The sequence below is a fragment of the Nostocoides sp. F2B08 genome, assembly GCF_009184895.1.
Taxonomy (GTDB): Bacteria; Actinomycetota; Actinomycetes; order Actinomycetales; family Dermatophilaceae; genus F2B08.
Map to the genome: position 1 here is coordinate 500,872 of NZ_WESE01000002.1, position 13,222 is coordinate 514,093.

At 70.3% G+C, this 13,222-nt stretch carries 11 protein-coding genes; 4 read left to right on the plus strand and 7 right to left on the minus strand.

The window, feature by feature from the left end; translation table 11 throughout:
- Positions 1-3: 3 nt before the first annotated feature.
- The 4 genes from GA707_RS06110 (at position 4) to GA707_RS06125 (ending at position 4,843) form a co-directional block, all read left to right on the plus strand.
- On the plus strand, positions 4-1,128 hold the full coding sequence (locus tag GA707_RS06110) for a transaldolase family protein (protein ID WP_152177509.1): 1,125 nt from the start codon (positions 4-6) through the stop codon (positions 1,126-1,128).
- 305 nt (positions 1,129-1,433) lie between these two features.
- Positions 1,434-2,627: a Gfo/Idh/MocA family protein gene (locus tag GA707_RS06115; RefSeq protein ID WP_152177510.1), complete on the plus strand. Its 1,194-nt coding sequence runs from the start codon at positions 1,434-1,436 to the stop codon at positions 2,625-2,627.
- A 30-nt stretch (positions 2,628-2,657) separates the two neighbouring features.
- Complete coding sequence (locus GA707_RS06120) at positions 2,658-3,698, plus strand: sugar phosphate isomerase/epimerase family protein (protein ID WP_370460006.1); 1,041 nt, start codon at positions 2,658-2,660, stop codon at positions 3,696-3,698.
- A gap of 47 nt (positions 3,699-3,745) precedes the next feature.
- Entirely contained in the window at positions 3,746-4,843 is a 1,098-nt protein-coding gene (locus GA707_RS06125; RefSeq protein ID WP_152177511.1) for a Gfo/Idh/MocA family protein, read from the plus strand.
- Between the two features lie 145 nt (positions 4,844-4,988).
- On the opposite strand, the gene GA707_RS06130 is transcribed toward GA707_RS06125, so the two are convergent.
- From GA707_RS06130 to GA707_RS06160, 7 genes are all read right to left on the minus strand, one after another.
- Positions 4,989-5,915 carry a type IV toxin-antitoxin system AbiEi family antitoxin domain-containing protein gene (locus GA707_RS06130; RefSeq protein ID WP_152177512.1) on the minus strand — a complete coding sequence of 309 codons (927 nt, stop codon included), beginning with the start codon at positions 5,913-5,915 and terminating at the stop codon, positions 4,989-4,991.
- Between the two features lie 149 nt (positions 5,916-6,064).
- Positions 6,065-7,096, minus strand: coding sequence for a Gfo/Idh/MocA family protein (locus tag GA707_RS06135; protein WP_152177513.1), 1,032 nt, complete (start codon positions 7,094-7,096; stop codon positions 6,065-6,067).
- Between the two features lie 4 nt (positions 7,097-7,100).
- Positions 7,101-8,012: an ATP-binding cassette domain-containing protein gene (locus GA707_RS06140; RefSeq protein ID WP_152177514.1), complete on the minus strand. Its 912-nt coding sequence runs from the start codon at positions 8,010-8,012 to the stop codon at positions 7,101-7,103.
- Complete coding sequence (locus tag GA707_RS06145) at positions 8,009-9,049, minus strand: ABC transporter permease (protein WP_152177515.1); 1,041 nt, start codon at positions 9,047-9,049, stop codon at positions 8,009-8,011. Before GA707_RS06145 ends, GA707_RS06140 begins: the two co-directional genes overlap by 4 nt.
- Before the next feature lie 4 nt (positions 9,050-9,053).
- The gene (locus GA707_RS06150; protein WP_152177516.1) at positions 9,054-10,052 is read right to left on the minus strand and encodes a substrate-binding domain-containing protein; all 999 of its coding nucleotides are present in this window, start codon (positions 10,050-10,052) and stop codon (positions 9,054-9,056) included.
- 94 nt (positions 10,053-10,146) lie between these two features.
- A complete protein-coding gene (gene iolD, locus GA707_RS06155) occupies positions 10,147-12,165 on the minus strand; it encodes a 3D-(3,5/4)-trihydroxycyclohexane-1,2-dione acylhydrolase (decyclizing) (protein ID WP_152177792.1) in 2,019 nt (672 codons plus the stop codon).
- Positions 12,166-12,176: 11 nt separating this feature from the next.
- Positions 12,177-13,133 (minus strand): TIM barrel protein, encoded by a 957-nt coding sequence (locus GA707_RS06160; RefSeq protein ID WP_226963560.1) that lies wholly within the window; start codon positions 13,131-13,133, stop codon positions 12,177-12,179.
- Positions 13,134-13,222: the final 89 nt, after the last annotated feature.

The window sequence follows — 13,222 nt, forward strand, 5'->3', positions numbered from 1 at the left end:
ACCATGACGACGACCGACCCGACCGCCGCCACACCGGACCAGCAGCCCAACGTGACACCCGGGCTCACCCCCCTCGAGCAGATGACCGCCGGCGAACCCACCGTGCTCTGGAACGACTCCGCCGACCCCCGCGAGCTCGCCCAGTCGATCGCCTGGGGTGCGGTCGGCGCGACGTGCAATCCGGTCATCGCCGTCGCCTGCGTCAAGGCGGACCTGTCGCGCTGGACGGCGCGGATGGCGGAACTCGCGCGGCAGCGTCCGACGGCGAGCGAGAGCGAGATCGGCTGGACGGTCGTCGAGGAGATCTCCCTGGAGGCGGCGGAGATGCTGCGCCCCGCATACGAGCGGCACGAGGGGGTCAACGGCCGGCTGTCCATGCAGACCGACCCGCGCCTGCACCGGGACGCGCGGGCCCTCGCCGACCAGGCGGAGTACTTCTCGTCCCTCGCCGACAACATCATCGTCAAGATCCCCGCGACCTCGACCGGGATCGTCGCCATCGAGGACGCCGTCTCGCGCGGGGTGTCGATCAACGTCACGGTGTCGTTCTCGGTGCCGCAGGCACTCGCCGCGGCCGAGGCCATCGAGCGCGGGATGCGTCGGCGCGAGTCCGCCGGCCACGATGTCTCCCGCATGGGTCACGTCGTGACGATCATGGTCGGCCGGCTCGACGACTGGCTCAAGGACGTCGTCAGCCGCGACGGCATCGAGATCGACCCCGAGCACCTCGAGTGGGCCGGCATCGCGGCCTTCAAGCGGGCGTATGCGGTGTTCCAGGAGCGCGGGTACCGCTCGCGTCTGCTCTCGGCCGCCTTCCGCAACACCCGGCAGTGGTCGGAGCTCATCGGTGCCGACGCGGTGATCTCGCCGCCGTTCACGTGGCAGCAGAAGATCCAGGCGACCGGACACGTTCCGGTGCCGCGGATCGACGAGCCGGTCGAGGACGAGGTGCTCGAGTCGCTGCTCGGGCTGGCCGACTTCCGGCGCGCGTACGAGCCGGACGGGATGTCGGTCGAGGAGTTCGACGCGTTCGGGCCGACCCGCAAGACGCTGCGCCAGTTCCTCGGCGCCGACGAGGAGCTCGACCGGCTCGTGCGCGACGTCCTCGTGCCGCACCCCCTGCCCTGACGCCCCCGCCACTTCCCCCAATAGGACCGAAACGGCGAACGGTCACAGCCGCCCGTGGCACCACCCGCGGCGCGAGCGCCGGGGTTGCGACCACGGGCCGCGGTTGTGCCGGGCCGCCGGAGCTGGGGTCGCCGGTCGGAGAAATTGCTGCGGCCAAAGGGGAAAGGTCCGGCATGTCATCGGATCCCCGGCGGGTGACAAGTGATGATGCGCGCGCGCGGCAAATGTCTTGACAAAGCCCACGCCACGCCACGATCATGGTTAAAGCGTTTTAAACCGTCAACGACGACACACCTGGAGAAACCATGAGCACACCGATCGGGGTCGCCGTCATCGGTGCTGGGATGGCCGGCCGGGCGCACTGCGCCGGCTACCGCAGCGCCCCCACCCTCTTCGACCCGCCGCTCCCACCGATCCGCTATGTGGCGGTCGTCGACGCCGACGAGGCCGTGGCCCAGGACGCCGCGACCCGCTACGGCTTCGAGCGCGCCGGCACCGACTGGCGCGAGCTGCTCACCGATGACTCCGTCGACGTCGTGAGCATCGTCGTCGCGAACTCACTGCACCGCGAGATCGCCGAGGCCCTGCTCGACGCCGGGAAGCACGTGCTCTCCGAGAAGCCGCTCGCCGACACACTCGAGAACGCCCGCGCGATGGCCGACGCCGCCGCCGCCCACCCCGAGCTCGTCACCGGCACCGGCTTCGTCTACCGCCGCCAGCCCGCCGTCGCCGCGATCCGCGACCTGCTGCGCGCCGAGCTCGGCGAGGTCTCGCACTTCAACGGCCGCTACTGGTGCGACTACGCCCGCAGCGCGCAGACCCCGATGGCCTGGCGCTACAAGGGGCGTCCCGGCACCGGAGCGCTCGCTGACATCGGCAGCCATCTCATCGACCTCGCCGAGTTCGTCGTCGGCCCCCTCTCCCACGTGAGCGGTGCCGCCTTCACGACCAAGGTCACCGAGCGCCATCTCGCCGCCGGCACCACCTACGGACACGCCAAGGCCCAGCTGACCGACGTCACCGAACCCGTCGAGAACGACGACGTCGCGACCTTCACCGCACACTTCGAGAACGGCGCGGTCGGGACGTTCTCCATCTCGCGGATCGCGCCGGGCCACGCCAACAGCCTCGCCTTCGACCTGTTCGCCGAGACCGGGGCTACCAAGTGGGACATGGACGCACCCGCCGAGTTCTCCGTCATCCGAAACCTCCGCGGTGACGGCTACGACGGCTACAACCGGGTCCTCGTCGGGCCCGACCACCCCTACCTCAAAGGCGGGGTGCCGATGGACTTCCCCGGCGTCTCCTTCGGCGTCGGCGACCTCTTCGGCTTCCAGGCACGCGCCTTCCTCGAGCAGGTGGCGGGGATCGACGGTGGCCTGCCACCCGTCGCGAGCTTCGCCGACGGAGTCCGCGACCTGACGATCATCGACGCCGTCATCCGCTCCGCCGAGCAGAACGGCGCCACCGTCGAGCTGCCTCCCCATCACGCGTCCTGACCGACGCCCGCGCCAGCGACTCTGCTCGGCGTGACCACCGCATACCCGATCGCCGTTTCCCAACCACGCACCCAGGAGCACTCCATGTACATCGGTGTCTACAACGCCTGCCTCGCCGACAAGCCGCTCGGTGAGTCGCTCGACGTCATCACCGGACTCGGCCTGAACAGTGTCGAGATCAACTCCGGCGGGTTCCTCCCGCCTATCCACCTGCCGGTCGAGGAGCTGCGCGCGAGCGAGGATGCCCGCCAGGCGTACCTCGGCGAGTTCGCCTCCCGCGGGCTGACGCTCACCGCGCTGAACTGCAACGGCAACCCGCTGCACCCGCGCGCCGACTTCCCGCACCGGCAGGACCTGCTCGACTCGATCGACCTCGCCGCCCTGCTCGGCGTCAAGCGGGTCGTGACGATGTCCGGCACGCCCGCCGGCAGCCCCGGCGGCACCAACCCGGTGTGGAACCCGCTCCCCTGGTGGAGTCCGCTGCTCGACGTCCGCGACCACCAGTGGGAGGTCGCCGTGCCGTTCTGGAAGGACGTCCAGGCGCGTGCGGCCGCCGCGGACGTCAGGGTCGCCATCGAGATGCACCCGGGCAACATCGTCTTCAACCCGGCGACGATGCACCGGCTCGCCGAGTCGATCGGCGCCACCCATGTCGGCGCCGAGATGGACCCGAGCCACCTGTTCTGGCAGGGCATCGACCCGGTGCTCGCGCTGAAGGACCTCGGCTCGCTCGTGTACTGCTCCGCGGCAAAGGACACCCGGATCAACGAGGCCGCCAAGGTCAACGGCGTGCTCGACGACCGCTTCACGCGGGTGAGCGAGGGTGAGCCCGGGTATCTCTCGCTCGGCGGCGGCACGACGCTCTCGGGTTGGCCGACGAACAGCTCATGGGACTTCGTCGCGATCGGCAAGGGTCACGACGTGGTGTTCTGGACCGAATTCCTCCGCGCGCTGCAGGCGATCGACCCGGACCTGCCCTGCAACATCGAGCACGAGGACCAGGAGCTGGGCCAGCTCGAGGGACTGAAGTTCGCGGCCGACAACATGCTCGCCGCCGAGCGCGCCCTCTGACCCTGTCCTTTCCCCGCGGCCCCGGGTCGCCATGACAGGCTCGGCACATGACTGAACCACTGCGCATCGGCATCCTCGGGGCGGCCCGGATCGCTCCGCTCGCCATCGTGGCCCCTGCGCAGGCGACCGGTGCGCGGCTGGTCGCCGTCGCCGCCCGGGACCGTTCGCGCGCCGAGGCGTTCGCGGCCGAGCACTCGGTGGAGCGGGTCCTCGACTCGTATGCGGCGGTCCTGGACGACCCGGACGTCGAGGTCGTCTACAACCCGCTCCCGCACGGGATGCACGCCGCATGGAACATCAGGGCGATCGAGGCGGGCAAGCACGTCCTGACCGAGAAGCCGTCGGCGGCGAACGCCGACGATGCGAGGGTGGTCCGCGAGGTCCTGCGCGTGCGGCGGGGGCGCGGGGATGTCCCCGAGCCGGTATTCATGGAGGGCTTCCACTACCCATACCACCCGATGTTCCATCGGGTGGTGGAGCTCATCGAGTCCGGCGCGGTCGGGGAGGTGGGCCACATCGACGTGCCGCTGCTCATGCCCGACCCCGGCGTCGACGACCCGCGGTGGCGGTGGGACCTCGCCGGAGGATCCGTCATGGACCTCGGCTGCTACTCGCTGTCGTGCCTGAAGCTGCTCGGCGAGAGGTTCTGCGGCGGGGCGCCGGTCGTGGTGTCCGCCGAGGCCGAGACCCGGGAGGATGACGGACGGATCGACGAGCGGCTGTTCGTCCGCGTGGCGTTCCCCTCGGGTGCGACCGGTTCGGGGGGATCCGACATGGCGGCGGACGACTGGTCGTTCACGTTGGTCGTGACCGGGACGCAGGGCGAGATCGTCGTGCCCGCGTTCCCGCTCCCGCACCAGGACGACCGGATCATCGTGCGGTCCGGCGGCACGTCCGAGGCCATAGCGCGGACCCGCCCGGCGGAGTTCGCCGAACTCACCGCCGAGCGGGAGGGGGACCACGTCGAGCGGCTCGGGTCGCGGTCGAGCTACACGTACCAGCTCGAGGCGTTGACCGCGGCGGTGCGTCAGGGCGCTTCGGTCGTGACGGACGCCGACTTCGCTGTGGACGTCATGGAGCTCATCGACGCCGCGTATGCCGCCGCCGGCCTCCCATCGCGGCCCTCCAGCGCGTTTGGTGCGTAGTTACCAGTTCGGTCCGAGACATCGCACCGATTGGTGTCACGACACACCGGTCGAGGACCGTGCGGGCAGCCACGCCGCGAGCGCGTCCTACCGTCACGCCACGCCACGCCACCCCGCGACTCCCCAGCCGAACCACGTCGCGACCTCACCCCCGGCCCGCGCCCTGCGACGCGCGGGCCTGGTGCATCGCCTGGGCGAGGATCCGCTCGAGCCGGCCACGGGTGAACAGGTCACTCCAGGTCAGCCGGACCACCACATACCCCAGGGCTCGCAGCGCATCCTCTCGGCGCTTCTCCGCGATAAGTGCCTCACCGGCGTCCCGGCCGCCGTACTTGACGTCCCCGTCGAACTCCGCGACGACGCAGCCATTGACGAGCAGGTCCACCCGCCCGACGAACGCACCGGTGGGCGTGCGGAGCTCGACCTGGGACTCCACCTGGTAGCCCAGTCCGCGAATGAGTATGCGGCCGAGACTTTCGCCCGGTGACTCGGCCTTGGCGTCGGTCGCCTCGATGAGTTCCCGGCCCCGGGGCGCGAGCCGCGCGAGCTCGACGCGGCACCTCTCCAGTCGGGCTCGGGAGGTCAGCCCTCGATGGAGCGCGGCGTCCGCCGCGACGATGGCGGTGGCGAGACTGTCCCGCCGGACCGTCTGGAAGATCGCGGTCTCGACCGACACCGACCGCACACCCGCGACGAGCGTGCCCTGCTCGGCAGAGGGCATTGCGTAGGTGATGACGCCGGGTCGGTGGTATCTCTCCCGGCCGGGTGCGCAGAGAACGACCGTCTCGAGGTCGGACCGAATGAGGGGCAGGTCGTGCAGGCTGAGCGCCGAGCGCGCCGCAGCCCAGGCCCGCGGCCGTGCTCGGAGGATCCCGCGCGTCAAGGCGGCGTGTCGAGCGCCACGGGTCGCCGGGGGCTCACCGTGTGCGTAGACGCCGTATCCGAGCCGCGTGATCTCGTCCTTGCGCACCGCTCTCAGCAGCTCGTTGTCGCTCATTCCCCACGCAAGCGCGTCGCGCCGGGTGAAGACACCGCCGAGTGCTGCGGCCTGGAGCTCGAAGGCGAAGGTCATGCCGCATACCGTCGCGCCGTCAGGCGTCCCATGGCCATGGCCAGGTCGAACACTTGGGGACGACGCGCCCGGGTCCGCCACCCGATGTGGGCAGCGGACCCGGTGTCGTGCTCGACCGAGCGGTGCGAAGTCTCAGACCGAACTGGTAACTACGCGCCAAACGCGGGGTCGACGAGCTCGACGGGGACGGGGCGGCCCGTCGCGAGGGACTCTATCCCGGCGGTGCACACCGCAGTGGCGGCGTAGCCGTCCCACGACGTCGGGCCGACGACCTCGCCGCGCAGCGACGCGTCGACCCAGGCTTGGACCTCGAGGTCGTAGGCGCGCGAGAAGCGGTCGCGGAAGTCCTCCGGGATGACGCCACCCCACAGCCCGCCGCCACCGTCGCCGCCGGCACTCGTCGTGTAGACCTGCACCGAGGGACGGCCGGCCACGACGGTGCCGCGCTCGCACGTCACCTCGCAGCGCACCTCGTAGCCGATCTGGTTGCGGACGAACACCTCCGACGTCACGAGCGCCCCCGAGGCCATCCGGAAGATCGCGACCTGCGGGTCGATCGTGCCCGCGGGAGCGACCGACGTCGCGGCGGGCGACAGCACGGTGATCTCGGTGATCTCCTCGCCGAAGACGAACCGGGCGACGTCGACCTCGTGGACCAAGCTGTCGCGGACGATCATCTCGGACAGGAACGTGTCCGGGACCGCCTTGTTGCGGTGCACGTTGTGGAGTAGCAGCGGCCGCCCGAGGCGTCCGCTGTCGACGATCTCCTTGAGCTGGGCGTACTCGGGGTCGAAGCGCCGCATGAAGCCGACCTGGATGAGCGGCCTACCTCCCGTCCGCTCCGCCTCGAGCACCCGGATCGAGGACTCGGCGTCCATCGTCATCGGCTTCTCGCACAGGACCGGCTTGCCGTGCTCGATACACGCGAGCAGCTGCGGCTCGTGGACGAACCCCGGCGAGGCGAGCACGACCGCGTCGACCTCGGGGTCGGCGATGAGGTCGAGCGGGTCGCCGACCGCTCGCACCCCGAACCGCTCGGCGAGCTCACCGGCCCGCGCCTGGTCGGGGTCGCTCACGGCCACGAGCGTGGCGTTCGCGGTCCGGCCGGCGAGCCGCTCGGCGTGGTCGGCGCCCATGAGCCCGACGCCGACCACGCCGACGCGCAGCGTCTGTGCCGTCATCCCGTCACGCCTTCTCGTCGTCCGAGCCCGCGTCCTCGCCCGACCCACTGTCCACCGTGGGCGACCCCACTGAGCCGTGTCGGACCTCGTGCCCCTCGACCGTCTTGCCGGGGTCCACGGCGCGCAGCTCGTGGCTGAGCTCGGCGAGCTCCTGTCCGCCGGCCATCTCGCCGGTCAGCTGGTCGAGCGTCAGCTCGTCGCGGTGGGCGTCGAGGACGACGCGGCCCAGCTTGAGGATAACGAAGTGGCTGCCCACGAGGTAGGCGTGGTGCGGGTTGTGGGTGATGAAGATGACGCCGAGACCGGCGTCGCGCATCTTGACGATGTACTTGAGCACCACGCCGGACTGCTTGACGCCGAGCGCCGCGGTCGGCTCGTCGAGGATGACGACCTTGGCGCCGAAGTACACCGCGCGGGCGATGGCGATGACCTGCCGCTGGCCGCCGGAGAGCGACCCGACGGGCCGGTCCATGTCGGGGATGACGATCCCCATCTTCTCGAGCTCTTCGCCGGCGATCCGCTTCATCTCCGCCACGTCGAGCGCGACGCCCTTGCGGATCTCGTTGCCGAGGAAGAAGTTCCGCCAGACCGACATGAGCGGGGCCAGCGCGAGGTCCTGATAGACGGTGGCGATGCCCCGGGCCTGGGCCTCACGGGGGGAGTTGAACTTCGTCTCCTTGCCCTCGACGCGCATCACCCCGTCGGTGTGCTGGTGCAGGCCGGCGATGATCTTGATCAGCGTCGACTTTCCGGCGCCGTTGTCGCCGAGGACGCAGGTGACCTCGCCCTGGCGGACCCGGATGTTCACGCCCCGCAGGGCGTGGACGTTGCCGTAGCTCTTGCCCACGTCGTCGAGCTCGAGCATGTACTCGCCGCGCGGCTCCGCGGCGGGTTCTACTTCAGCCGTGGCGGTCATCGTGCATCAGCCCTCTTCTTGACGTACATGTTGACGAGCACGGCGCCGATGAGCATGACGCCGAGGAAGGTGCGCAGCCAGTCCACGTCCCAGCCCGCATACGAGATGCCGAGGCGGGTCATGCCGTAGATGAGCGCACCGACGGCCGCACCCACGATCGAGCCGTAGCCTCCGGTGAGGAGACATCCGCCGATGACGGCGGCGATGATGTAGATGAACTCGTTGCCGATGCCCTGACCGGACTGCACGGTGTTGAACTCGAACAGGTTGTGCATGCCGACCAGCCAGGCCGCGAAGCCGGTGCCCATGAAGAGCGCCAGCTTGGTCGCCTTGACCGGCACACCGACGGCCCGGGCGGCTGCGGAGTCACCGCCGGTCGCAAGGATCCAGTTGCCGTACCTCGTCCGCAGCAGGAGGAACGACAGCAGCGCGGTCAGCAGGAACCAGTACACGACCGTGATCTTGATGTTGACCGACCCGATGTTGAACTCGGAGGCGAAGACCGCCTGGGCGCTCTCGTAGCCGTCGAGGTCGTTGATCCGGTTCGAGGACACCCCGCCGGTGACGATTCGCGTCACCGCGAGGTTGATGCCCTGGAGGACGAAGAACGAGCCGAGCGTGACGAGGAAGCTCGGGAGCCCGGTCGTGTTGAACAGCCAGCCGTTGAACGCTCCGACGCTGAGCGACAGCACGAGGGCGAGGACGACCCCGACCCAGACGTTGAGGCTGAAGTACCACGCCAGGTGCGCGGCGGCGAGCCCGGAGAACGTCACCGCCACACCGGTCGAGAGGTCGAACTCCCCGCCGATCATGAGCAGGGCGACGAAGATCGCCATGATCCCGATCGTCGAGCAGACGTAGAGGATCGTCCCGATGTTCGCGATGTTCCGGAAGGCGGGGGCGACGGCGAAGAACAACGCCGCGATGACGATGGCGCCGATGAAGGCACCCACCGCCGGCATCGAGAGGAACGTGTTGAGCGCCGACCGGGTCACGACCCGGTCGTCTCCAGACGTGGCGGTGGGTGCCGTACTCATGACGTCACCGAGTGCCGTTGGCGGCGAACTCCGCCACGGCGTCGATGTTGTCGGCGTCGATGAAGGCCGGACCGGTCGCGACGGGTTGACCACCGCCGATGGTGTTGCCGTTGTTGATGTACAGCCAGATGGCGTCGATGGCCATGTACCCCTGCAGGTAGGGCTGCTGGTCGATGGCCCACTCCACGTCGCCGTTCTGGATGGCCTCGACGAGAGCCGCGTTGGTGTCGAAGGTGCCGATCCGGGCCTCGCTGCCGGCTCCCTCCGTGGCGCTGACCGCATTGAGGGCGAACTGTGCGCCGAGGGTGACGATGTAGTCGATCGACGGGTCCTCGGTGAGCGTGGCCTGGAGGGTCGTCACGACGGCGGAGTCGTCGCGTCCGTCGACGTAGACGCGCTCGACCGTGGCACCGGCGGCGCCCTCGATGACACCGTCACAACGGTCCTCGAGCTGCTGCTGACCCTGCTCCTGGATGACGCAGATGACGTTGGTCGCACCGTCCTCGACGACCCGCTCACCGACGGCGATGCCGGCCGGGGTCTCGCCCTGGCCGAAGTAGCCGATCGCTCCGAGGTCCTTCCAGTCGGCCTCACCCGCGTTGAACATCGTCACCGGGATGTCGGCCGCGACGGCGGCCTCGATGGCGGCGCCGAGGGCGCCGGTGTTCGGCGAGGTGACGGCGATGCCGTCGACACCCTTGTCGATCGCGGCCTGGATGAGCTGCGCCTGGCGCGTGGCATCCGGGTCGTTGGAGTACTCCAGGTTGACGTTGTCCTTCTGGGAGGCCATCTCGGCGCCCTTGCGGATGATGTCCCAGAACGTGTCTCCGGGAGCCTGGTGAGTGATCATCGCGATGGTGATCTCCTCGGTGCCGGCCTCGCCGGCTGCCGCGCCGGCCGAGTCGCCACTGTCCTCACGGCCGCCCTCGGAGGAGCAGGCGGCGAGGGAGAGCGCGGCGACCAACGCCACGGCTGCGACGCGGAATCGAGAGGGGAGGGTCATGCTGGTTGTCCTTTCGGGAGTGACCGCGTCGTCGCGGTGCACTGGTGGGATCTGCGGAGGTCCGCATCCTGCAGGAGGGCCGGACCGGATCTGGTCACCGGGTGCGTCCACCTCCTCTGCGCGTGGCCGGCGCCCCGGTGGGGGCGACGAGTGCACGCTGGCTCTTCTTGTGCTCCGCATACGTCCGGTATGCGTCGCTCGTCGAGTCGAGGTCGCTTACCTCGCTCACGGGCACGTCCCACCAGCTCTCGCTGTCGGGCGCGTGGACGAAGGGGTCGGTCTCGACGTGGATGACGACGGGCCCACCGTCGGCGGGCCAGGCCCGGGCCTCGGCGATCGCGGCCTCGAGCTCCTCGCGCGAGTGCACCTCGATGACGTGTGCGCCCAGCGAGCGGGCGTTGGCGGCGAGGTCCACCGGGAGGAAGTCGCCCTCGAGGCGGTGGCTGCCCTCGTCGCGCATCCGGTAGCGGGTGCCGAAGCGCTGGGAGCCGAGGCTCTCGGAGAGGGAGCCGATCGAGTGGAAGCCGTGGTTCTGGACGAGGACGACGATGACCTTGGCCCGCTCCTGGACGGCCGTGACGAGCTCGGTCGGCATCATCAGGTAGCCGCCGTCGCCGACCATCGCGAACACCTCGCGGGTCGGGTCGGCGAGCCGGATGCCGAGCGAGGCCGGCACCTCGTAGCCCATGCAGGAGTAGCCGTACTCGACGTGGTAGCCCTTGCGGTCGCGCACCCGCCACAGCTTGTGCAGGTCGCCCGGCATCGAGCCGGCCGCACAGAGCACGACGTCGCGCGGGTCGGACAGCTCGTTGACGCACCCGATGACTTCGCCCTGGGTGAGCAGGCCCTTCTCCAGACCCTTGGTCACCTTCTTCGGCGGGTTGTAGGTCGCCTCGACCCGCGCGTCCCAGTCCTTCCACAGGCGGCCCTGCTTGCGGCGGTATGCGGCGCTCACCGACCAGCCCTCGAGCTCGGCCGAGAGCGCCGTGAGCGTCTCGCGGGCGTCGGCGACCACCGCATACCCGCTGTGCTTGCCGGCGTCGAAGCCGGCGATGTTGATGTTGACGAACCGGACTCCCTCATCCTGGAAGGCGGTGCGGGAGGCGGTGGTGAAGTCGCTCCAGCGGGTGCCGATCCCGATGACGACGTCGGCCTCGGCGGCGATCGCGTTGGCTGCGGTCGTGCCGGTGGAGCCGATGGCGCCCAGCTGCTGCGGGTGGCCGTGCGGGAGCGAGCCCTTGCCGGCCTGCGTCTCGCCGACCGGGATGCCGGTCGCGGAGCAGAATGCCTCGAGCGCGTCCTCGGCGCCGGAGTAGTGGACGCCGCCGCCGGCGACGAGGAGGGGTCGCTTGGCGCTGCGGATGACCGCGGCCGCCTGCTCGACCCGGATCGTGTCGGGCCGGGGCCGGGAGACGTACCAGACCCGCTCCTCGAAGAGCTCGACCGGCCAGTCGTGGACCTCGGCCTGGACGTCCTGCGGGAGCGAGATCGTCACGGCCCCGGTCTCGGCCGGGTCCGTGAGGACCCGCATGGCCCCGAGGAGTGCGGCGGGCAGCTGCTCGGGCCGGGTCACCTCGTCGAAGAAGCGCGACAGCGGCCGGAAGGCGTCGTTGACGGTGACGTCGCCCGCGTGCGGCAGCTCGAGCTCCTGGAGCACCGGCGCGCTGGCGCGGGTCGCGAAGGTGCCGGAGGGAAGGAGGAGGACGGGTATGCGGTTGATCGTCGCGAGGGCCGCTCCGGTGAGCATGTTGGTCGAGCCCGGTCCGATCGAGGCCGTGCACACCCACGTCGAGAGCCGGTCCTGCTGGCGGGCGTAGGCGACGGCGGTATGCACCATCGCCTGCTCGTTGCGCGCGAGGACGTAGGGCAGGTCGGGCTCGCGGCTCTGCCCTTTGCCAGCCGGCCTGCTCGCGGCGAGCTCCTCCTGAAGGAGGGCCTGACCGATGCCGGCGACGTTGCCGTGGCCGAAGATGCCGAGGCACCCGGCGAAGAGGCGTCGGCGCTCGCCGTCGCGCTCGGTCCACTGCTGTCCGAGGAACCGGATCGTGGCCTGGGCGACGGTGAGGCGGACGGTCGGCTGCTGGGCGCGGTCCGTGGTGGACGGCCGCGACATGCGGAGCGGGCTCATGAGCGGCTCTCCTCCAGGTGGGCCATGACCTGGTCGAGGTGGGCGAGCGAGGTGCGCACGTCGGCGACCGACCGGTTGTCCTCGCCCTCGAGTGGTCCATCGAGGACGGTGTCCTGCTCGAGGACGTACCAGCCGTCGTAGCCGGAGCGTTCGAGCGAGGTGACAATGGCGGCGATGTCGACGTCGCCGGTGCCGAGGGGGACGTACATCCCGGACTCGACGGCCTCGGTGTACGTCATCGTCCCGGCCTGCACCCGGGCGGCGAGGTCGGCGCGGACGTCCTTGAGGTGCATGTGGCCGATCCGCTCAGGGTGGGTGCGGGCGACGGCGACCGGGTCGCCCCCGCCGATGAGCAGGTGGCCGGTGTCGAGACACAGGTGGATGTGCGAGCCGTCCAGGACGCGGTCGACGTCCTCGCCCGACTCGACGAGCGTGCCGACGTGCGGGTGGATCGTCGCCAGCAGGCCGTTCCGGGCTGCGGCGTCGTCGATGCGGTCGAGGTTGGCGAGGAGCGTGGCCCACTGGTCGTCGTCGAGCTCCGGTCGTGAGTCGTAGCCCTCGACACCGGTGGCGGCGGCGATGACGACGACCTTCGCGTGGGCCGCGACCAGACCCTCCATCGCGGTCTCGACCTCGGGCATCGGGTCGTGGTCGGGGTCATGCAGGACGACCGGGACGAACTGGCCGACCGCGCGCAGGTCGTACTCGGCGAGGGTCGCGGCCTTGTCCTCGGGACGGTCGGGGAGGAACCCGTCCGGGCCGTACTCGGTCGCGACGAACCCGAGGGAGCGCATCTGGGTCAGCACCGTCTCGCGGTCGAGCTGGTAGCCCCACCCGGGGACCTCGCACACCCCCCAGCAGATCGGCGCTCCGGCGATCCGCTCCATGAGCGCCCCGCGGGTCGCGGGTCGCGCCGCACCTCCGCTCTGCGCAGCATCGGTGACCGAGCCCATGCCCACTCCTTCGTGTCCATTCGCGACTGCCTGGTGGCTTCTCTGCCGAGGTGACGACCGCATACCCTCTGCTGTCCTTCCGGAAGCCT